General features: G+C 61.6%; 18 protein-coding genes. 14 read left to right on the forward strand and 4 right to left on the reverse strand.

Annotated elements, in window-relative coordinates:
- The first annotated feature begins 5 nt into the window (after positions 1 to 5).
- The 3 genes from QZ814_RS01110 (at position 6) to QZ814_RS01120 (ending at position 3,826) form a co-directional block, all read left to right on the forward strand.
- Complete coding sequence (locus QZ814_RS01110; RefSeq protein WP_294329194.1) at positions 6 to 707, forward strand: YoaK family protein; 702 nt, start codon at positions 6 to 8, stop codon at positions 705 to 707.
- A gap of 49 nt (positions 708 to 756) precedes the next feature.
- Positions 757 to 2,316 (forward strand): glutamine-hydrolyzing GMP synthase, encoded by a 1,560-nt coding sequence (gene guaA, locus QZ814_RS01115; RefSeq protein ID WP_294329195.1) that lies wholly within the window; start codon positions 757 to 759, stop codon positions 2,314 to 2,316.
- Positions 2,317 to 2,623: 307 nt separating this feature from the next.
- Positions 2,624 to 3,826 carry a site-specific integrase gene (locus QZ814_RS01120; protein WP_294329197.1) on the forward strand — a complete coding sequence of 401 codons (1,203 nt, stop codon included), beginning with the start codon at positions 2,624 to 2,626 and terminating at the stop codon, positions 3,824 to 3,826.
- 36 nt (positions 3,827 to 3,862) lie between these two features.
- Here QZ814_RS01120 and QZ814_RS01125 read toward each other — a convergent pair whose 3' ends face one another.
- A complete protein-coding gene (locus tag QZ814_RS01125; RefSeq protein WP_294329198.1) occupies positions 3,863 to 4,825 on the reverse strand; it encodes a hypothetical protein in 963 nt (320 codons plus the stop codon).
- Positions 4,826 to 4,902: 77 nt separating this feature from the next.
- Between QZ814_RS01125 and QZ814_RS01130 the strand changes: the two genes are divergently transcribed.
- From QZ814_RS01130 to QZ814_RS01170, 9 genes are all read left to right on the forward strand, one after another.
- A complete protein-coding gene (locus QZ814_RS01130) occupies positions 4,903 to 5,136 on the forward strand; it encodes an AlpA family phage regulatory protein (RefSeq protein ID WP_294329265.1) in 234 nt (77 codons plus the stop codon).
- Positions 5,137 to 5,184: 48 nt separating this feature from the next.
- The gene (locus QZ814_RS01135) at positions 5,185 to 6,174 is read left to right on the forward strand and encodes a replication initiator protein A (RefSeq protein WP_294329266.1); all 990 of its coding nucleotides are present in this window, start codon (positions 5,185 to 5,187) and stop codon (positions 6,172 to 6,174) included.
- A 670-nt stretch (positions 6,175 to 6,844) separates the two neighbouring features.
- Positions 6,845 to 7,210 (forward strand): conjugal transfer protein TraJ, encoded by a 366-nt coding sequence (locus QZ814_RS01140; RefSeq protein WP_294329200.1) that lies wholly within the window; start codon positions 6,845 to 6,847, stop codon positions 7,208 to 7,210.
- A gap of 210 nt (positions 7,211 to 7,420) precedes the next feature.
- A complete protein-coding gene (locus QZ814_RS01145; RefSeq protein WP_294329201.1) occupies positions 7,421 to 8,899 on the forward strand; it encodes a DUF4173 domain-containing protein in 1,479 nt (492 codons plus the stop codon).
- A gap of 32 nt (positions 8,900 to 8,931) precedes the next feature.
- Positions 8,932 to 9,633, forward strand: coding sequence for a response regulator transcription factor (locus QZ814_RS01150; protein ID WP_294329202.1), 702 nt, complete (start codon positions 8,932 to 8,934; stop codon positions 9,631 to 9,633).
- Positions 9,630 to 11,195, forward strand: a complete 1,566-nt coding sequence (locus tag QZ814_RS01155; protein ID WP_294329203.1) for a HAMP domain-containing sensor histidine kinase — start codon at positions 9,630 to 9,632, stop codon at positions 11,193 to 11,195. Before QZ814_RS01150 ends, QZ814_RS01155 begins: the two co-directional genes overlap by 4 nt.
- Before the next feature lie 332 nt (positions 11,196 to 11,527).
- Positions 11,528 to 12,262 carry a pentapeptide repeat-containing protein gene (locus QZ814_RS01160; protein ID WP_294329204.1) on the forward strand — a complete coding sequence of 245 codons (735 nt, stop codon included), beginning with the start codon at positions 11,528 to 11,530 and terminating at the stop codon, positions 12,260 to 12,262.
- The gene (locus QZ814_RS01165) at positions 12,262 to 12,939 is read left to right on the forward strand and encodes a nucleotidyltransferase domain-containing protein (protein WP_294329205.1); all 678 of its coding nucleotides are present in this window, start codon (positions 12,262 to 12,264) and stop codon (positions 12,937 to 12,939) included. Before QZ814_RS01160 ends, QZ814_RS01165 begins: the two co-directional genes overlap by 1 nt.
- Positions 12,939 to 13,268 carry a hypothetical protein gene (locus QZ814_RS01170; RefSeq protein ID WP_294329206.1) on the forward strand — a complete coding sequence of 110 codons (330 nt, stop codon included), beginning with the start codon at positions 12,939 to 12,941 and terminating at the stop codon, positions 13,266 to 13,268. The genes QZ814_RS01165 and QZ814_RS01170 overlap by 1 nt, the downstream gene beginning before the upstream one ends.
- Before the next feature lie 164 nt (positions 13,269 to 13,432).
- Here QZ814_RS01170 and QZ814_RS01175 read toward each other — a convergent pair whose 3' ends face one another.
- Positions 13,433 to 14,668, reverse strand: a complete 1,236-nt coding sequence (locus QZ814_RS01175; protein ID WP_294329207.1) for a HEPN-associated N-terminal domain-containing protein — start codon at positions 14,666 to 14,668, stop codon at positions 13,433 to 13,435.
- 218 nt (positions 14,669 to 14,886) lie between these two features.
- On the opposite strand from QZ814_RS01175, the gene QZ814_RS01180 reads away from it, so the two are divergent.
- Together QZ814_RS01180 and QZ814_RS01185 are read left to right on the forward strand one after the other, a co-directional pair.
- Positions 14,887 to 15,585, forward strand: a complete 699-nt coding sequence (locus tag QZ814_RS01180) for a hypothetical protein (protein WP_294329209.1) — start codon at positions 14,887 to 14,889, stop codon at positions 15,583 to 15,585.
- Between the two features lie 364 nt (positions 15,586 to 15,949).
- Complete coding sequence (locus QZ814_RS01185) at positions 15,950 to 17,638, forward strand: DUF262 domain-containing HNH endonuclease family protein (protein ID WP_294329210.1); 1,689 nt, start codon at positions 15,950 to 15,952, stop codon at positions 17,636 to 17,638.
- 334 nt (positions 17,639 to 17,972) lie between these two features.
- Here QZ814_RS01185 and QZ814_RS01190 read toward each other — a convergent pair whose 3' ends face one another.
- Positions 17,973 to 19,211 (reverse strand): DNA cytosine methyltransferase, encoded by a 1,239-nt coding sequence (locus QZ814_RS01190; RefSeq protein ID WP_294329211.1) that lies wholly within the window; start codon positions 19,209 to 19,211, stop codon positions 17,973 to 17,975.
- On the reverse strand, positions 19,211 to 20,359 hold the full coding sequence (locus tag QZ814_RS01195) for a hypothetical protein (protein WP_294329213.1): 1,149 nt from the start codon (positions 20,357 to 20,359) through the stop codon (positions 19,211 to 19,213). Before QZ814_RS01195 ends, QZ814_RS01190 begins: the two co-directional genes overlap by 1 nt.
- Between the last annotated feature and the right edge of the window lie 236 nt (positions 20,360 to 20,595).

The raw sequence follows: 20,595 nt of genomic DNA on the forward strand, positions 1-20,595 counted from the left end.
CCGCCATGCCCGACGCCAAGACCGCTGCTTCCCCGCTTCCGCCGCTGCTCCTGCTGCTGTCGGTCACCACCGGGCTTGTCGACGCGGTGAGCGTGCTGGGGCTGGGCAAGGTGTTCACCGCGAACATGACCGGGAACATCGTGTTCCTCGGCTTCGCGGCGGCAGGCACGCCGGGCTTCACGATTGCGCCCTATATCGTCGCGCTGGCCTCCTTCCTGGTCGGCGCGCTCGTCGCGGGGAAGGTGGGCACGCACCTCGCCGGGCAGCCGCTGCGGCGCTGGCTGGTGCTGGCGGCGGTGGTCGAGGCCGTGCTGTTCGGCGTGGCCGCAGGGGTTGCCGCCTGGGCCGGCGCGATGGGCATCCTGCCCGAGACCTGCGTCTTCGCGATCATCGCCCTGACTGCGATCGCGATGGGCTTCCGCAACGCGACGATCCGCCAGCTCAAGGTGCCGGACCTTACCACCACCGTGCTGACGCTGACGCTCACCGGCATCGCCGCCGATTCGCATTTCGCCGGCGGGCGCAATCCCAATATCGGGCGCCGTATCGCGGCGGTGGTGGCGATCCTGCTCGGTGCGTTCCTGGGGGCGGTGCTGGTGAACCGCTATGGCCTGGCGATTCCGCTGCTGGTGGCGGGGCTTACCGTGCTGGTCGGCACGCTCGCCTGCGTCCGCCATCCCATCGCCGCCGAGCCGCTGCGCGCCTGATCACCCGCACCCCTTTGACAGCCCGGCGATCGCTCCCTATCGGCCAGCCATGACGCTCCAGCACACCGACTCCATCCTGATCGTCGATTTCGGCAGCCAGGTGACCCAGCTGATCGCCCGCCGCGTTCGCGAAGCCGGGGTCTATTCCGAGATCGCGCCCTTCACCACCGCCGCCGAGGCCTTCGCCCGGATGCAGCCCAAGGGCATCATCCTCTCCGGCTCGCCTGCCTCGGTGCTCGACGAAGGTTCGCCGCGCGTCCCGCAGGCGATCTTCGACAGCGGCCTGCCGGTGCTCGGCATCTGCTACGGCGAGCAGGTGATGATGCACCAGCTGGGCGGCCAGGTGGTGCAGGGCGACAGCGGCGAGTTCGGCCGCGCCTTTATCGAGATCGCCGATGGTTGCGCGCTGTTCGAGGGCCTGTGGCAGACCGGCGAAAGCCACCAGGTGTGGATGAGCCATGGCGACAAGGTGGCTGCCCTCGCCCCCGGCTTCCGCCCGGTCGCGGCCAGCCCCGGCGCGCCCTATGCGGTGATCGCCAATGACGAGCGCCGCTATTATGCGATGCAGTTCCATCCCGAGGTGGTACACACGCCCGACGGCGCCAAGCTGCTGGCGAACTTCGTGCGCAACGTCTGCGGCCTGTCGGGCGACTGGACGATGGCCGAGTTCCGCGCCGCCAAGATCGCCGAGATCCGCGCGCAGGTGGGTGACGGCAAGGTGATCTGCGGCCTGTCCGGCGGCGTCGATTCCGCGGTGGCCGCGGTGCTGATCCACGAGGCGATCGGCGACCAGCTGACCTGCGTGTTCGTCGACCATGGGCTGATGCGGGCAGGCGAGGCCGACCAGGTCGTCACCATGTTCCGCGAGCATTATCACATCCCGCTCGTCCATGTGGACGCGGAGGAACTGTTCCTCGGCGGCCTCGCCGGCGTCACCGACCCCGAGGCCAAGCGCAAGTTCATCGGCAAGACCTTCATCGACGTGTTCGAGGCCGAGGCGAAGAAGATCGGCGGCGCCGATTTCCTGGCGCAGGGCACGCTGTATCCGGACGTGATCGAGAGCGTCAGCTTCACCGGCGGCCCGTCGGTGACGATCAAGAGCCACCACAATGTCGGCGGCCTGCCCGCGCGGATGAACATGCAGCTGGTCGAGCCGCTGCGGGAGCTGTTCAAGGACGAGGTCCGCGCGCTCGGTCGCGAACTGGGCCTGCCGGATGTGTTCGTCGGCCGCCATCCGTTCCCGGGGCCAGGCCTCGCGATCCGTATCCCCGGCGAGGTCACCAAGGAACGCTGCGACATCCTGCGCAAGGCGGATGCGATCTACCTCGAGGAGATCCGCAATGCCGGGCTTTACGACACGATCTGGCAGGCGTTCGCCGTGCTGACCCCGGTGCGCAGCGTCGGCGTGATGGGCGACGGGCGGACCTATGACAGCGTGCTTGCGCTGCGTGCGGTGACCTCGATCGACGGCATGACCGCCGAGGCTTTCGAATTCCCCGCCGGCTTTCTGCCACGCGTTTCGACCCGTATCGTCAACGAGGTGCGCGGCGTGAACCGGGTGACCTACGACTATACGAGCAAGCCGCCCGGCACGATTGAGTGGGAATGATCCCACGTTCGGCACGAGCCGGCATCGAGAGGCAATAAGACACGGAAAAGCCCGCAGAAATGCGGGCTTTTTTGCGTTTGGGCCATGTCGTGTCGGGCACTGTCTGGCAGCGGCAAGCACGTATTTTGAATGGCACGATTAATGGTATGCGAACTGCTGAGAGCGTAGCAAGGGGTGCGATACCATGCCCGCGTCAGAGCACATGCGTGGTACTGAAAATTGCTAAACGTCTGCTTTGTAAGCTGAATATGGTCAAAAATCGGGGGTCTAGAAACATGGTATTTTTCGGCGCGGAGGCGGGGTTCGCATGCTGACCGATACCAAGCTACGGAATCTGAAGCCCAAGGAGAAGCTCTACAAGGTGAACGACCGGGACGGGCTGTACGTGGCGGTCACGCCGGCAGGCTCGATCTCGTTCCGCTACAACTACGCGATCAACGGTCGCCAGGAGACGATCACCTTCGGCCGGTATGGCATTGGCGGAATCACGCTGGCCGAGGCGCGCGAGCAGCTCAACGAAGCCAAGAAGATGGTCGCAGCGGGGAAATCGCCGGCGAAGGAGAAGGCGCGGAACAAAGCCCGCATCAAGGATGCGGACACGTTCGAGGGTTGGGCCGACAAATGGCTCCGCGGCTATCAGATGGCGGAGTCCACGCGCGACATGCGCCGGGCCATCTTCGAGCGCGAGCTCAAGGCGAAGTTCGGCAATCAGAAGCTGCCCGAGATCACCCATGAGGACCTGCGCGCGCTGACCGATGCCATTGTCGAGCGCGGCGCGCCGGCGACGGCCGTCCACGCCCGCGAGGTGGTCTTCCAAGTATTCCGTTGGGCGATCGAGCGGGGCCAGAAGGTGGAGAACCCGGCGGAGCTGGTCCGTCCCACCACGATCGCGCGTTTCGAGCCGAGGGACAGAGCACTGACGCCCGACGAGATCGCGCTCATGTACCAGTACATCGAGCGGATCGGCACCAGCCCCTCCATTCGGGCCGCGGCCAAGCTCCTGCTGCTCACCATGGTCCGCAAGAGCGAGCTGACCAACGCCAAGTGGAGCGAGATCAATTTCAGCGAGGCGCTGTGGACCATCCCCAAGGAGCGCATGAAGCGGCGCAATCCGCACTTGGTTTTCCTGTCGCGGCAGGCGCTGGATATCTTCATCGCGCTCAAAACCTTCGCCGGTGGATCGGAGTACGTTCTCCCGTCGCGCTACGATTCCGACCTGCCGATGAGCAGTGCGACGCTCAACCAGGTGCTGACGCTGACCTATCGATTGGCGCAGAAGGACGGCAAACCGCTCGCCAAGTTCGGGCCGCATGATCTGCGGCGCACCGCCAGCACCCTGCTGCATGAAGCGGGGTACAACACCGACTGGATCGAGAAGTGTCTAGCGCACGAGCAGCGCGGTGTCCGAGCGGTGTACAACAAGGCTGAGTACCGCGAGCAGCGCGCCTCTATGCTGCAGGATTGGGCGGACATGATAGACAGTTGGACCTCGGCGCCAGAAGTAAAATAGATATGATGGTGCCGTGATAATGACGGTAGTGTCTATCTAAATAAGACGAAATCGATCTGGTATTGAGGCAAGGGATTTCGAAACCGATTGGCGGTGCTTCATGTTGAGTAGCTTCGCTATCTCGGTTTGAGATAATCCTTGCTTGATTAGATATAGAATAATCTTTTTATGATCTGTTATACGTGATGTGACGAAGTCAATGGCATGCTTGCGAACGTCTTCAGGGTCGGCTTGTATGAGGCGGTTTTGCCTTACATATAAGTAAAAATAGTGCTTGATAACGTCTTTTTTGCAGTAATCTTCCTCATGTACTGGGCAGTTTGAGCGGGCGTATAATCTAAAAAACTCTTTATTCACCTTATCGGCATTTCTTATGGAAGATCTGTAGGTGTTGCTGCTTCCTCTGTCGCTCGTAGACTTATGTAGCGCGCAATAGATGTAGCTGTAGCGAAGGTTGTCATTTTCGCCCCGATCAAGTTTGTTTGATGACAAAAATGCCGAGAATTCAGTCGGGTCACCGCAAATTTTGCATTTCTCGCGGTCCAGTTTTTGATTGAGGCCTCCAGTGAGGCCATCCTTGTCCCGAATCTGAAGGCGCTTCTGCTTCTTCAGCTCGCATAGCCAGATCAAACTATATATCGTGCTTAGAGTGCTTAAGTGATCGTCCCGATCGCGGTCGATGTCATTGGTGGATGCCATCAAGCCGCGTTCTAGAGTCGTGTGAAGATCCCTTGTGTATCGATAGCCCTCGGATCTTATCAATCTGGAATAAGTCTCTTGTCCGCCACCAAGTAAGCTAAAGCGGAAAGCCTCAGGAATCCGCTGGAGGTATTCTTTCACGACGGGGTCTAAGTACTTTTCGATTAGGTGGACCAGTGACCGCTTGGCCATCGGATCCGGCGAGTACCCCTTCCAATTCGCTACAACCTGCTTGACCGCGTCCAGAATTTGCGGGTCGCATCCGCGGAATATCCATTGCGAGAGGTCGGGCGTGTCCACCAAATTGTCCTAAAATCGGCGCGTGCGATCGAGCAATCCCGAGCAGTGTCAGGCATCTGTTCAACATTGCTGACGGGATCTGCCGCGTGCTGCAACCTTCTCAAAAAGTCTTAATCAATCGTAAAAAGCTCCATGCGATCATCCCTCTCGCCCCGAGGACGATCTACAATCTGGAGCTCCGGGGCGAGTTCCCCCGCCGCATCGCTCTCACAAGCAGAAATGTTGCCTGGGATTTGGCTGAGATCGAGGCGTGGATCGAAGCCCGGAAGGCTTCAGGAGGCCAAGCGGCGCGACCAGGCGGTGAGGTGTGATCGGCTGCACCTCGCGCGTCCCGCTTCTGCACGGATCCCGTCGTGTCGATGGATCATGCCCGCTGCCGTGTTGTGCCGGCAGTTCGAGAAGAAGGGCTAACTTCCGGCGGCCCCTCGGCGACCGTTTGCCGGGGCGCCGCACAGTCTCGAACGCAGCCAAACGGCATTGTCCTCAGCCCCGGCTTAGATCCGCCCTTGAAAGTGGATCTCGCAAGCTCGGAGCACCCATTCTTTGCTCTGAAAGGAGGCGAATGTCGCGTTCGGACATATGAGCGCAACGGCGTAACGATCACTATCAAGCCCGGGCCCGATGGCATGGCAACCATGCATGACAAGGACATTTGGATCTACTGCCTCAGCAGGCTGTGTGCCGCCAAAAACAAAGGGCAAAGTATCAATCGAACCGTCCGCTTCACCGCACGTGACTTTTTCCGAGCGACGGGACGGGGCACCAGCGGTCGAGAGTATGATCGCCTGGTACAGATGCTGCAGAGGTTATCCGGCACCCGTATCGAAACCAATATTCAGACTAATGGCGTCCGAGAACGGGGTTTTTTTGGATTGATCGATGCCGCACGCGTGATTGAGCGCGACGGAAAAAACCGGATGATTGCCGTTGAGGTGACATTGCCTGATTGGTTGTTCCGATCGATTGAGAACTGGAAAGTCCTAGCCATACATCGTGAATACTTCGGGCTTCGCAAGCCAATAGAACGGAGAATATATGAATTGGCGAGGAAGCATTGCGGAAACCAGCCCCACTGGAGAGTTGGTTTGCTGGTGTTGCATCAGAAAAGTGGCAGTACCTCTCCACTCCGAAATTTTCGTGAAGACATCTGCGCCTTTGCGGAGTCCGGGCGCTGTCCGGATTATAACATCGCCTATGATCGCAAGCGGGATCTGGTGACGATCTATTCTTATGGCCCGAAAGCTCGAGTTGCGGAGGCGCGCGATATGGTCGCGGGGCGTCCAACTGCTCCTCTCAGTGCGCTTGAAAAAATGCACGCGAAGAAGATGCGCAAGCGACGCTCATTGTGACGACATAACTGCCATTCGCCCGAATTGGCGCCTGTGGATAACTTCGAGAGCTAGGCGGCAGGATTCGTGCTTTTAGGTGCATTGCTGGAGCTCAAATGCGTGCTTTTAGGTGCACCTTCAGTTCGTGCTTTCAGATGCACTGCTCTTGGCTAAGTTATTGCAAAATATGGTGGAGTGATCGCATTTGGGCAGCGTAACGCGCGCGCGCGCGATCAATAACTTTATATCTTAACGTGGTGTCGGGCGTTCGGCTGCTCGATCGAGGGGGCGTCGAGCCGAAGGCGGCGTTGAGCGCCCCCTCCCGATCAAAGCCTCGGTTGCGACTTGATCTGGTGAATGGCCGGCAGGCTATGCAAAACTCCGCAATTGTTTGCGAAAGTATGCAACTCGCTTGCCACGCCTAGGCTATTTTTGGCGTAAACTATGCAAAAGTGCGCAAACCTCCGCAAATCTATGCAATTTCCGTCACTAAAACTCCGAAGTGGCGTCTGATCGTGAGATTGTGCGCTGAGTTGCGGACTTTTGCATCGGAAGGGACGGCAAGATATGTGTTGTGGGCCTACACGATGCGTGCATGCCCCCAACCCGCACTTACTCGGCCGGGGCTCGACGATAGCTCTCTTGCTCTGCGAGGCCCGCGCTTGCTGCCGCAAGAGAAGGAAGCAAATTTGTGATTGAAGACGTGAAGGTGAAGAACACGCGCCCGAGGGGGCGACCGATCAAAGTGTGGGTCTATGAGGCGGAACGGGATGCCATCGTGGCAAGGGCTGCACAGGCTGGCTTGTCGCACTCGGCATTTCTGCGGGCAGCGGGGCTCAATCAGCCTATCCGGTCTGTTTTCGACCTCGACGCGGTAAGCGACCTTGCGAAGGTGAATGGCGACCTAGGCCGCGTCGCAGGACTGCTGAAGCTTTGGTTGGCTGACCACCGCGGCTTTGGAGCTAAGCCGGCGGAGGTCGAGCAAATGATGAAGGAGTTTCGGATGCTCCAAGCAGAAATTCTGCGTTTGATGGGAGCGGCACTGCGTCGCTGCTAGCCGGTTCGCATCCCCACTTGCTTCGCGCCGAGAGCGCCAGGCGCTGCTCTGAAGATCGATATCTTCCGGCCACCTCTGTATGATCTGGTTGGGATCGCAGCGGTCTGCACCGCTTCTGCATGGGACCTCGGCCGAAGCTCCTCAGCGCCAGCGCAAGCGATCGACCAGCATCGTTTATCCACGCCGCTCCTGTGCAAGAGGGAGCAACACGTGCGGTTCAGTTTCGTCCGCAAGGCCGGTGCGGCCTTGGCCCTGATCATCCTGTTCGACAGGCTCTTTGCCGACAGCTTCGGCGGGGCAGGAGTCGGTGTGTTCGCCGGCGCCTGGCTGCTCGCCATCATCGCCACCCGACCGGACATCGGGAGGGCTCGATCCGCCTGGCCGGGGCTCGCGCTGGCGGCGCTTTTCGCCGTATCGCTGTTCGACGAGCCAGGGGTGCTGGCCTGGTCGATGTTCTGGTGCGCCATCGCCTTCGCCGCGCTGGCGCCCAGGGTCGGGCGTTTCGACGATGCCTGGCATTGGGGTGTCCGCCTGTTCCTCCACGGCGCTACCGGCGCCCTGCGGCCGTTAACCGACCTGCGCCGCGTCGCCGGGCAGCGACGTGGCATCGGCGCCTCGCCGCGCCTGCTCGCGACTACGCTGGCCCTGCCGCTGCTCGGCGGCGCCATCTTCCTGATCCTCTTCGCGGCGGCGAACCCGCTGATCGAGCATGCCTTCGCCTCCATCCAGCTGCCCAGCCTGTGGCAGCTCGCGCTGTGGACCTTCGTTGCCTGCTGCGTCTGGCCGATGCTGCGGCCCGGCGCGCTCGCGCTGCGCGTTGCTCGTCGCGTGCCGGATCTGGAGCCGATCCTTCCCGGCACGTCGCTGCCGTCGGTGTTGATCGCCCTGGCGCTCTTCAACCTAATCTTTGCGGTCCAGAATGCCCTCGATATCGCCTTCCTGTGGGGCGGGGGCGCGCTGCCGGATGGCATGACCCAGACGGAGTATGTGCATCGGGGCGCCTATCCGCTGATCGTCACGGCGCTGATCGCCGGCGCGATGGCGCTCGCCATGTTGAGGCCCGGCAGTGCGAGCGAGCGCAATCCCTGGGCCCGGCGGATGGTAGCCCTGTGGGTCGTGCAGAACCTGGTGCTCGTCGCCTCCAGCGCGCTGCGGACGGTGCAGTATATCCAGGAATCGATGCTCACCTCCTGGCGGATCGCGGCGCTGCTGTGGATGGCGCTGGTTGCGCTCGGCCTGGTGCTGATCTGCTGGCGCATCCTGCGCGGGCGCAGTGCGCGCTGGCTGATCAACTGCAACGCGCTGGCTGCCGCTATCGTGCTGACCTCCTGCTGTTTCGTCGACATCGAGGCAATTGCCGCCCGCTGGAACGTGCAGGCCGCCGACCCGGCCAAGATCGATCTCTGCTACCTGCACAGGGGCGGGGACAGTGCCCTGCTGCCGCTGCTCGCGCTGGAACGCCGGCCGATGGACGCCGAGAAGTTGGACCGCGTTCGCTATGTGCGCGCCGAGCTCCTCCGGGATCTCGAGACGCGACAGGCGGATGGGCGGTACTGGACATGGCATGGCGCGCGCCGCCTGGCAGCGGCCCGCGCGCTCATCGGACCGGGAGCGCCGCGCCCGCTGCCTGCCAACTACAGCCGGGACTGGTGCGACGGCAGCATCATTCCCCCGCAAGTCCAATCTTGACGGGGGAGGCGCGTGCCATGATCCAGTGCCCCATGCCCCGTACGATCCTGGTCGCGGACGATGATCCGCACATCCGCCAGCTGCTGGTATTCGCGCTGGCCAAGGCCGGGCTCGATGCGATCGAGGCCGAGGATGGCGAGGCGGCGCTGGCCGCCGTCACGTCCCATGCGCCGGATTTGATCGTGCTCGACATCAACATGCCGCGCATGGACGGGATCGAGGTCTGTCGGCGGCTGCGCGCCGGCGGCGACCTGCCGATCCTGTTCCTGTCGAGCCGGGACGACGAGATCGATCGCATCCTCGGCATCGAGCTCGGCGCCGACGACTATGTCGTGAAGCCTTTCTCGCCGCGCGAGGTGGTGGCGCGGGTGATGGCGATCCTGCGGCGGGTGGGCAGCCGCCCGCCGGACGTCGCGGCGGCGGCCGGACCGCTCCAGCACGGACGCCTGACGCTCGATCCCGATGGCTGGCAAGCGAGCTGGGCAGGGGAGGCGGTGCCGCTGACCGTCACCGAGTTCGGCATCCTGCGCACGCTGGCGGCGATGCCGTCCAAGGTGTTCAGCCGCGATGCGATCATCGACCGGCTGCACGGGCCGGGCTTCGCCATCACCGATCGCACGATCGACAGCCACATTCGCAACCTGCGGGGCAAGTTTGCGCGGATCGGCGCGGAGGACGTGATCGAGACCCGCGCCGGGATCGGCTATCGGCTCGGCACCTGCGGGGCGGGATGATCGCGCGGTTCAAGGCGGTCGTGCGGCACCATTGGCCGAGGCTGCGGCTCCGCACGATCCTGCTGCTGACCTTCGTGTTCGTGGCGGCGTTGCCGGGCTTCGGCGCGCTGTTCCTGCGGGTCTATGAGAACAGCCTGCTGCGCCAGACCGAGGCGGCGCTGACCGCGCAGAGCGCGGCGCTGGCAGCGGCGGGCGCGGCCGAATGGCCGGGTGCGCACGAGATGCCGGCGAGCATGGGCACGATGCCCAGTGCGTCCACGCTTGATCTGCGTCTGACAACGGTTCTTCCTGAGCGCCCAACACCCGTCTTCCGACAAGGCTCGGCGGATCCCGAGACGCGTGCTTGGGCAACGCGCCTGGCCCCTGTCCTGCGTGCGACGGCAAACACGACGCGCGCATCGATCCAGTTACTCGACCCGCAAGGGCGCATCCTTGCAGGCGGTGATGCCCGCCTGGCCTATGGCGCGATGCCGGAACTGCAGGCGGCACTGGCCGGTCGCGCGGTGACGACGCTGCGCCGCAACGGCGCCTACAGGCCCCACTACGCGCTAGAGTGGCTGAGCCGCGCCTCCGACCTGCGCCTCCACCATGCGCGGCCGATCGTCGTCGATGGCCGGGTGGCCGGGGTGTTGCTGCTGGTGCGCTCGCCGCGCGCGCTGTTCGTCGGCATCTATGAGGATCGCGGCAAAATCCTGTTCGGCATCGTCGTGATCTTCGCCACCCTGGTGGTGTTGAGTGGCCTCTTGTCGCGCGGCATCGTGCGGCCGGTGGAGGCGCTGGGCGAGGCGACTCGCGCCGTCGCAAAGGGGGGCGGGGCGGTGCCGGAGGCGCCCACGACCGCCGCGATCGAGATTCAGGCGCTGTACCGCGACTTCGGCAGCATGGCCGAGGCGATCGAGCGGCGTTCGCGCTATCTGCGCGACTTCGCCCATGCCGTCAGCCACGAATTCAAGACGCCGCTGGCGGGCATCCGCGGCGCGGTCGAGTTACTGCAGGATCATGGGGACATGGCCCACGCGGATCGCGAGCGCTTCCTCTCCAATATCGCCGGCGATGCGGCCCGGCTGAATCTGCTCGTCAGTCGGCTGCTCGATTTGGCGCGTGCAGACATGGCGACGGCAGAGGAGGGAGCGCGGACCGATGTACTCCATGTGATGCGCTGCATCGCTGACGCCTACGGGCATGAGGGCGCTGCGCTCACCGTGCGCATTTCGGAGCAGCCTGTGCCGTTCGTCACGATGCCCTCCAACGTGCTGGAAGCGGTGCTGGTGGGGTTGATCGAAAACAGCAAGCAGGCAGGCGCCACGCAGGTGACGCTCGTAGCCCGATCAGCGCCTGCGGGTGTTACGGTGACCGTGACGGACGATGGCCCAGGGGTGCCTTTGGGAGATCGCCATCGCATCTTCGAGCCGTTCTTCACCACGCGCCGCTCGGATGGTGGTACCGGCCTTGGCCTGCCAATCCTGCGCTCGCTCCTCGACGCCAACCGCGGGAAGATCGACTTGGATGCGTCAGCCGCGGAGGGCGCCTCGTTTGTGATCTCGATCCGAGCTGGATTGTGAGGTCTTCGATCGAAAATCACCCAAAATATCTAACGTTCACAAGGCCGATTGATCGTTCTAGAAGCGGACGTGAACAAGCGTCCGGAAGGAGCACCTCCAACCTGCGCATGCTTCGCTAAACTCGACTGGCGAGTTACCTTGGCACGAGTTACACCACCGGAATGATCAGGTTATTCAGAAGGCGGTCGGACGTGCAGCCCCGAGTTCCTGCAAGCGAGCCATCTCGTATAGCCTTCGAGGGTGAACCGTCTTTCGGCGTACCCATAGTCCGAGTTCCGGTCTCGCAGCACACGTATGAGAAGTTGGATTTGCGCCATCGTCGATTCGACGACATGAACGCCAACAAGGCGCAGTTCATCGACTGCGACTTCTCCTATTCGGTCTTCGAGCGTGCGTATTTCCGTTCGGCCACGTTCAGGAACTGCAAGTTCGTGGGATGCAGATTCTACGATTCGAACCTGCGCGGCGTATCCTTCTCTGCATCCGACTTCAGATATGCGACGTTCCACCGCACGCTGCTTGAACCTATCGAGATGATCGCGGTCCTCCCGCAGGAGCCGAATCTCAAGCGAGACATCCTGCAGAATCTGCGGGCGAACGCTGCTGAGATCGGCGATTTCTCCAGCCAGCGGGACTTCGTGCTCGCGGAAATTGGTGCGGCGATCGATCACGAGAAGCGCGCCCTGAAGGGCAAGGAAGACTATTATCGCGTGAAGTACCAGGGCTTCGTGCCGAAGGCGCGTGCGACACTGAGCTATCTAGGCTTGATGTTCAGTGGCCTCCTTTGGGGCCATGGAGAGCGCCCGCTCAGGCTCATCGGGAGCGCGATCTTCTTCATAGCGGCTCTCAGCCTCCTCAATCTCTGGGCGGTGATACCACGGGTTGGGTGGACAGAGACGGGGGCTGGGCTGAAGCTCATCGGATACTGCTTCGACAAGTTCTGGGACGCTGGCCCGGACATCAGGTTCAGAGGCTTCGTCTTCGTAGACTATCTGTTGATCGCTATGCGCTACGTCTACATCGGGCTGTTCATCTCCGTGATGTTCAAGTCGATCTCGCACCGCTGATGGGGCAGCTCCTCGGCGTCTACGTTTTCGGATCGGTCGCCCGCGGGGATCGCGATCCGCGGAGTGATCTCGATCTGCTGGCAGTTGTTGCTGACGGACGCGGCAAGGTCGAGGAGAGCGAAGTGTATTCGTATGTCCCGCCTGATCTCGCCGACTTGGAGGCGTCGATCTCATGGTATGGTCAGCGCCGTCTCGGGGCGATGTTCGCGAACGGAGAGCTGTTCGGTTGGCACCTACATCAGGAGGCCATTCCCTTATTCGAGACGGAGCCCGTCATTGCTAAACTCAGGGTTCCTGCGCCATACCGTGACGCCGCTGCAGACGTCGCGTCTTTCGAGAAGGTGCTCTCAGGCATCCCGGACCAGCTGCAGGCGTCACCAGAGAACGCGGTCTACGAGCTGGGGTTGGTCTATGTATGCCTCAGGAACATCTGCATGGCTGCCTCCTCTGTGCTCTGCGATCGACCGGACTTCTCGAGATATTCGCCATTTCAGCTACGTGGGATCTCGCCGGTGCCGATCACGATAGAAGAATACGACCTGGCGATGAGCTGCCGGATGGCAGGGCAGCGCGGATTGCAGCCGCCATCCGCCGTTTCGAAATCGCTCGTGGCCAACCTACATGATAGGATTAGGCCTTGGATCGCCGAGCTGCGGCTACGGCTGGAGAGGAACTGATGGACGCATCTACGAGAAGGACGAGGTTCGAGGAGCGGGTACGGGTCGAGCGCGATTTCCTCGTGCCGGTCAATCGACGGTTCGGCGCAGTGGCACCTCTGGCGGGCATGACCGCCGGGGCGATCGCTTCGTGGCGCGGCCGTGCGTCAGCTCACGATCTGGGGGTGGACGTCGAACGCATCACCGCGGTCCTGCTGGAAGCCGCCGCCCGGGCCGAATTGCTAGCGGATAACTCCCGAGATGTATTCGAGGCCGGGCGCCACGTCACGCCAGATGGTCTCGGCGAAATCAAGAAGACGCTCGACGCACTTCTGGGCATGTCCGCGTAACGCCAAGAAAGTGCAAGCTCTCCGACTGGTGGGGCTTTGCGCTTCACCCACGGTTCGTCGGTGCACTCCGGGAATAAGCGGCCAACACCCGATCCTTGCCTGGATTGTCTCCACGCTGATCGATCGACTTGGATCATAGATGCTGCTCAGCGCCTATAGTTTGTTCATTCCGGGGGAACGTGATCCACTTCCTCATAGTGATCCATTCGGAGCCATGGCTCTTCCTCGCCGAGCACTTCCTCTCCGCCCTGGACGTCGCGGTTCTCGGCGAAAAGCACGATTGCCGGCTTTCCGTCTTTTGTGCTCGAATATGCCAGACCCTCGATAGGCTTCTTCTCGGCCGAGGCGATTGTCCGAAAATACTCGGTGATCACCTGTGTCGGTAGATACTCGAGGTGGGGGCCCGCTTGCCGGTCGATCGGCTTCTTAAAGTCGCCGATGAACTCGTGCATGAACATGGCAATCGCGCGGTATCGCGCTAGGTCAGGATCGAAAAGGCTAGGAACGGGAGGGAGACTGCTCAGGTCGACAATGACCACCTGCCGGGTCGTAACGAAGGTCCCGAGCGCGAACCGGCCGGGTGCCGTCGCGATTTCCGCGAGCGCCGTCGAGGCCTCGACGGCCCCGTAGAACATGGGCACCCCAATTGGGCTCATCCGGTTCGGCATCGTGGCGAAGGCGTAGGGGGGCGGCCCCATTCGGGCAGCGTCGAAGTCCTGCTCGCCCTCGTTCATCCTCTGGGCACGGATGAAGGCCGAGCCGGCGGGCAGGACACGGATCATCCCGAGGCGCTGGGTGAATTCCGCGATCCGCTCGAGCAGCTCGGGTATCCCGTATGCGGCTTCGCCCCAGCTTAGATCCCTGTCGAGATCCCGGTCCTTGTGCTGGAGGAAGAAGAAGCGTCGGCGGTGTTTGATCACCTGTTTGAACCCCGCCCAACTCACCCCTATCGCCTCATCACGCGATGCCGCGAGAGGATCGCGGCGGCACCACTGGTGATCCGGCATAGCGTTGGCGATATCCTCCATCAGGTCACAGTCGTGATCGTTGGGCAGTTCGAGTTCAATATGCGTCTCGAGCATGTCACGGGCATCGAACTCGTCTTCCGGAAACATCCGCTCTCCGGTGTCCGGGTCGTTCGGTAGAGCCTGGTCGGCGCGATCGTATTCGAGATCGATCTGGGGCAACATAAACTCCAGAACATCGCTCAAGTCGGCTGCGACAACCTTCTTCCCCTTACGACCGCAATAGTCGCAGAAATTACCTTTCGCATTGGCTCGCACGACCTTGGCGATGTGTTCGTCGGCGAAGCAGTCGGAACAGACCCGCTTGCCACCGACGTCGTCCAGCCGGAGACGTTGGTTCGTCATCTCGATCATCCGCTCGCTCCAGTAGCTCACGTCAGTCCTCCCGCTCAGTGGAAGTCCAACCGCCCGTTAGGAGTTTGAGGTTGGTGCGGGCGGGGCGCCGATCACATCGATCTTCTGGAGGACGATGACAAGGCCGACTATTTGGATCAGCTTCGGTTGCGACGGGTCCGGGTTTGGTGTCGCGCAGCCCGAAATGAATCAAGTGCGCGGCGGGGACAGCCGAGCGAACGGGCAGGGAGGGGATGATCATGAGTTTCAACTTCACGAACCGGGACCACGGCGAACTTCTCTTGGAAGAGATCGACCTGGCGTCCCAGCTGGCTGCTGTGCGCGGCCTGATCAGGCGCCAGCAGCAGGCGGATGAAGAGCTCCAGAAGGAGGTCGCAGATATCCGGGAGGCGGCAATGAAGGCCTCCGGCAGATACCAGATGCATCTCGAAAACACGTGGGTCGACAACATGCATGCCGGCGTCTTCCAGGACGCGGCCCACAGCATGTCAGCGCTTGGGATGCTCGCGCCGCTCATGGAGACGCTGATGACTGCGATCTTTCATGCCATTGGCCGTGAGAAGCTGGTGACAGCTGCCGATTTGAAGGAGCCAAGGTTAGGGCTGGCACCTAAAGAATTGTGGGATCCGCACATTGTTGCTGGGATAAGCCGTAACGGTAAGCGGAAGGGCGAACTCATCAGGAGCACCGACATACTTCGGGGAACGGTTCAGCTAGCGGTAGCCACGGGTTTCGCACTGCATTTGCCTGCGAACTGGCAAATCCGCATGGAGGCATTGTTCCGCTATAGGAACAAGATGTTCCACAATGGGTTCGAGTGGCCACTGGCTGAACGCGTGAAGTTCGCCAAGGATGTCGCTGAGTGGCCAGCTGGCTGGTTCGTGAAGTCTGAGCGTGGTACATCGAAGGGGCCATCGAACCATGGATCTTCTACATGAGCGCCGACTTCATTCGCGACACTCTGAGGATGATCGAGGCGATCATCGAGGCGGCCGGGGCCTTTGTGATCGAACGGAGCGCAAAGATGCGGCCTCTAGGTTGACCGCCACTAGCTTGACCGCCACCCGCCGCCCGAAAATTCCACAGTCAATTATACTAGCAAATGAGCGCACATTGATGACCGCGCCGCTTCAGGCGGCGTCATGCGCCCTATTTGGCTCTTGTCGACGACCATGCCAATCATCCAGAACGTACCTGAGACGAAGCGCGCAGCTCTGTGATTCTAGAGCTGCATAGGGGCAAATAAACATCGACAATGCAGTGTGCAACCTTTGTCATGTTAATGAGGGGTGTAGGAGCGATATGAATATCACGCCGAAGGACATCCGCATTCGTGCGCTTTTCCAGTCTACATTTTTCAAGATACCGAGATTTCAACGGCCGTACTCTTGGGATCGCGGGAACATCGAAGAGTTCTGGAATGATGCTATTGGATCAACACGCCCGGACTACTTCATAGGCTCAATGGTAATGTTCGGCGACAAGGCGAGCCAGGATCTTAACGTAGTCGATGGTCAGCAGCGGCTCACCACAATCACGATTTTTCTCGCTGCACTTCGGGACACGTTTCTCGACGTGGGTGAAAAAGATTTGGCCGAAGGCGTCCAGAACGTCATCCAACGCACGGATGTGATCACCAACCAGAGGCGCTATGTTCTCCTGACGGAGACATCCTATCCATATTTTCAGGAGTATGTGCAAAAGCTGGGTGCTCCAGATGTCGAGCTAAAGCCAGACGACGAAGAGAAGGGAATTCAAAGCGCCTACAGGTTCGCGCGTGAGAAGTTCAATTTGATGAAAGATGCTGCTGGCGGGGAGCTTCCGGAAGGAGCCAAACGCAAGACTGCAGTTCGTAAGCGGCTCGAATCAGCCAGAGACAGGCTGTTAGGCCTTGATGTCATTGTCATTCAGCTCGACAATGAAGACGATGCTTACGTTGTATTTGAGACGCTAAATACGCGGGGCAAGGATCTTGAACCTAAGGATCTCATTAAAAATCTGCTCGCCAAGCTGCTACCAGCGAAAAGCTCGGACGTAGACGCGACCAAGATCAAGTGGAATGGTATTGTAAAGTCACTCGCGCAGTCGGCTGCATCCATTGATCCCTCGACATACATTCACCATTGGTGGCTTTCTAGGTACGACTACACACCAGAGCGTACGCTTTTCCAAAGATTCAAGGCGCAGATAACGAAGGCAAATGCTGCCGAGACGCTGACGCAGCTGTCGCAGGATGTCGAGCAGTACCGTCGAATCTTTGAGCCCGACAACTTCTCTTGGAGCAGAGAGGAAGAGCCGCTTAAACGATCTTTGCGTGCCTTAGCGATATTCCGAGTGAGGCAGCCGACTCCGATGATTCTAGCTTTATTACGCGCTTACCGGGATAAGAATATCTCTCTCAAGCAGGTGCGCGAAACCATGCAGGCTATTGAACGGTTCCACTTCATGCATACTGCCGTATCGGGGCTTTCGTCATCCGGCGGTGTATCAATGATGTACGCAGCGGCTGCGAGAGAGCTGACAGCGGAGAATGACGCACAGAAGCGGGCGGGCCTACTTCAGGATTTTCGGGCAAAGATGAAGGCTCGCCAACCGGACAGGAACGTATTTCTTCAAGGATTCAAGGAAATCCGTTTCAGCAATGCCGACACTCGCAATCGGCCGTTGGTGAGGTACGTTTTGGAGCGAGCTGATGCTAAGCTTCGGGCAGATGCAACCATCAACTACGGTGCTATGACCATCGAGCACATCGGCGCCCAAAACCCTCAGGACGATCCTCCACTGGTCAACTATTCAGAAATCGGAAATCTCGTGTTGGTGTCAGAGTCACTAAACGGAGAATTGAAGAATAAGCCTTTTAGGGAAAAGAAGGCGATTATGAAGAATGCCAAACTGCCGATGGACTCGGTACTAGATGCAGCAACGACTTGGGATGCAGCTGACGTCACGAAACGGACTGAGGCGCTGGCTGCGACTGTGTATGAGAGCTGAGCAATCTGGCTTTGGTGCGCGCAAGAGCAAGCGGACCTGCGGATAAACTAGTCAGGCTTTATCGGACGCATCAACATTTTACATCAACAGGGACATGAGGAAGGGCGGACAAGCAGAGCTTAGTGACCGAATCTTGGTTCGCGACCGCGTGGAGCGCCTCCCACTGCCCACTGGCCGTCGACGATAATCCTCTCGCACCGCACACCGCTGAAGACTTCGCCCCGGTTGACTCGCGAGCGGGCTTAGAATGACATGCCAGATCCATCTCCGGGGCGCGCGTGTAGCGTGGGTTGGTTGATAGATCCGATTGCACAGAAGGCGTTTCGGTCCGGAGCTATTCTGCCGCGGTCTCCAACGTCCGCCTTGCCGCCGCGCGGAAGCCACGTCCGGTTCCGGGATGCGCGGCATGCTCGCCCTTAAGGGCCAGGTAGACGGCAGGGACCGGCGCGGGCGCTTCTGCCGGCGGGGTGCCTTGCGCCGGCTCGCGTAGTAGCTCGGGTTGTTCAGTTGTGATCGACGTCCCAAGTAGCTGGGTCCGGATAGCACGCGCTAGCACCTCGCCGAGCAGAGAAGGCACGGCGTTCCCCAGCTGCTTTTGAGCATCGCTGATAGAGCCGAGGACGTTGAAGCCGTCGGGGAAGGTCTGTAGGCGGGCCATCTCGCGCATGCTCAGGCGACGGCTATTCCAGTGGAAGGGGCCCGTTGCCGGACCGGGCTGCGCCTGTAGCGTCCAGGCAGGCTGGTCCTTGGCCAGCTTGAGCAGGAACGACCAGTAGCGGCGGCGCCAGCCGAACAACGGCTCGCCTTCGCCGCGATCGGTGTGGTGGAGATAGTTCTGGCCCTCGGGGATCGAGGGGAGGAGCCCGGCCCATTTGCCCTTGAGCGAGAGCGACATGTCGCGCGGCTCGGGCAGATCGTGGAGCGCATCCCACGCGGTAAGCCAGCGGCGCCGATTGTCGCCGGGGCGCCGGGCGTCGGGGTCGACATGCGTCGGCTCGGGGAAGCGAAACGGCGCGCCGTCGCGCGCGGCGACGACGAGCAGGCGTCGACGTACCTGTGGCACGCCGTAGTCGGCGGCGTTTAGCACCGCGACCTCCGGCTTATAGGCGGTGCCATAGCGCCGGTTGATCGCCGCCACTGCCTCACCGATCCGGGCGAGGCCCTCATCTTTGCCCTTGAAGCCCAGCCCCTCGACATTCTCGAGCAGGAAGGCGCGAGGTCGCGCCTCCTCCAGGATGCGCAGATAATGGTCGATTGTAGTCGCGCGCGGGTCGTCGAGGCGCCGTGCCTCGCCCGTCGCCCAAAAGCCCGATTTGGAGAAGGGCTGGCAGGGTGGCCCACCGATCAGCACGTCCGCGTCGCCGACCGCGAGGTCCGCCGCTTTGAGCAGCTCCTCAGTCGAGACTTGACCGACATCGCGCGCGATCACCGGCCAAGGCCGATTGGCGCGTAACGTGTCGACGCAGCGCGCGTCCATCTCGACCGCAACCCGCGTGTCGAATCCCGCCGCCTCGAAGCCGAGGTCGAGGCCGCCGGCCCCCGTGAACAAGCTGATTGCGGTAAGGTGCTTCATCACGCCGCTCCTACGCGCGCATACGCCGCCTTGAAAGCCTGCCCGGCGTCCGCGGTCCACCGATCGTCGATCAGCACCTTGTTGTCGAGTTTGCCAGGGCAGTCAGGACGCGGGTTGAGCAGCTGGGGCAGGGTATAGCGGAACTCCCAATCCTCGGTGACGGCGTGAAGGCAGCCCGCTACGATGTTGAAGTCTGTCGGCGCATAATAGCGCGAACAGGGATCGGACTTCGAGGCGCGGGTCCGCTGGAAGTCTATTTTGGCCATCCCCGCGGCGTTGGTCTTGCGTGAAACGTTCTTGCACTCGACGAGCAGGGGCGGGCCGCCTTGCCAGCGCAGACGCAGGTCGGCACCGCCTTCCTCGTCGAGCCGCTCGCAATCGGTAACGCCCTTGGTGCGGCTTAGCACATCGCGCAGTTTCTCTTCGGCGACCCAGCCGCGCACCGCCATCTTGAGGCGACGGGCGCCGGCGATCAGCTCGAGGATCTGGTCCGGCTCCAGCGCAAACTCGGCTGCCAGCGGGTGGATGGCGGCACCGGACGGCGCCGCGCTCGCGCCGTTGGCGCCCGGCGGCGCCGTGGTGAACAGCTGCGGCCGTTCTGCGAGCAGCTGCCGGTCGCCCGGAGACAGGCCCTGCGCCGCGCGCTCGAAGCGAACGAGATCGAGGAAGCTGGCCTGAGTACCGCCGACCAGAGTTTCGAAGCTGAACAGGCGCTCGCCGGGCTGAAGGTCCTTGCGGCCCCGGCTCTCGCGCTCCCACGCATGCCACCCGTCGCGCAGAATGGCGTCAGCATGGCGCTGCTTGAACTCGAGGCGAATGTAGAGGCGGGTGGGGTTGTGCACCTCGGGGTCCGCCGCGACGAAGAAGCCTTCCTTGGTGTCGATGCCCAAGAACAGCGTAGTGTAGAGCCCGAGCGGATCCTGGTAGAGCGTGTGGAGCTGCTTGTCGTCAGGGCCATACTTGATCTGGAAGCTGCGCTCGTCCTGAGGACGCTTGACCTTGGTCGGGGATTCGTTCGCCAGGAAGGCATAGGCGATGATGCCCATGCGCTCGCCGGCCGGCGTCTCGAATGTTATCACGAACGGCGCTTCGCCGGCGTCTGGCGCGTGAAGGATGATGCAGCCCGACGCGCGCAGGGCGTCGAGCATGAAATCGACCAGCGGCGCCCGCGCGGCGCGTCGGACAGGATAACGGCGAAGCCCCAGAATCATGGCCGCGATAATGGCCGAGGACGCGAGGACAGGAAAGCGGGCATGCTCGGCGGGCCGAGGCTAATATGTTGAAAGTCGCCCTGGACGCCCGCCGGGGCTCAGGTTAGCTCGACAGCAACAAGCGCTATCATTTTTCCGGGCGGCCGGTACCTCAAACACGCCATGTCGGCGCT

This window comes from uncultured Sphingomonas sp., from assembly GCF_913777625.1.
Lineage (GTDB): Bacteria > Pseudomonadota > Alphaproteobacteria > Sphingomonadales > Sphingomonadaceae > Sphingomonas.

What these genes read in the sequence shown, in the direction of transcription:
- QZ814_RS01110 (WP_294329194.1), top strand. Translation starts at nt 6, where the DNA reads ATGCCCGACGCCAAGACCGCTGCTTCCCCGCTTCCGCCGCTGCTCCTG.
- guaA (WP_294329195.1), top strand. Translation starts at nt 757, where the DNA reads ATGACGCTCCAGCACACCGACTCCATCCTGATCGTCGATTTCGGCAGC.
- QZ814_RS01120 (WP_294329197.1), top strand. Translation starts at nt 2,624, where the DNA reads ATGCTGACCGATACCAAGCTACGGAATCTGAAGCCCAAGGAGAAGCTC.
- QZ814_RS01135 (WP_294329266.1), top strand. Translation starts at nt 5,185, where the DNA reads ATGGATCATGCCCGCTGCCGTGTTGTGCCGGCAGTTCGAGAAGAAGGG.
- QZ814_RS01150 (WP_294329202.1), top strand. Translation starts at nt 8,932, where the DNA reads ATGCCCCGTACGATCCTGGTCGCGGACGATGATCCGCACATCCGCCAG.
- QZ814_RS01155 (WP_294329203.1), top strand. Translation starts at nt 9,630, where the DNA reads ATGATCGCGCGGTTCAAGGCGGTCGTGCGGCACCATTGGCCGAGGCTG.
- QZ814_RS01160 (WP_294329204.1), top strand. Translation starts at nt 11,528, where the DNA reads ATGAACGCCAACAAGGCGCAGTTCATCGACTGCGACTTCTCCTATTCG.
- QZ814_RS01165 (WP_294329205.1), top strand. Translation starts at nt 12,262, where the DNA reads ATGGGGCAGCTCCTCGGCGTCTACGTTTTCGGATCGGTCGCCCGCGGG.
- QZ814_RS01170 (WP_294329206.1), top strand. Translation starts at nt 12,939, where the DNA reads ATGGACGCATCTACGAGAAGGACGAGGTTCGAGGAGCGGGTACGGGTC.
- QZ814_RS01180 (WP_294329209.1), top strand. Translation starts at nt 14,887, where the DNA reads ATGAGTTTCAACTTCACGAACCGGGACCACGGCGAACTTCTCTTGGAA.
- QZ814_RS01185 (WP_294329210.1), top strand. Translation starts at nt 15,950, where the DNA reads ATGAATATCACGCCGAAGGACATCCGCATTCGTGCGCTTTTCCAGTCT.
- QZ814_RS01190 (WP_294329211.1), bottom strand. Translation starts at nt 19,211, where the DNA reads ATGAAGCACCTTACCGCAATCAGCTTGTTCACGGGGGCCGGCGGCCTC.
- QZ814_RS01195 (WP_294329213.1), bottom strand. Translation starts at nt 20,359, where the DNA reads ATGCTCGACGCCCTGCGCGCGTCGGGCTGCATCATCCTTCACGCGCCA.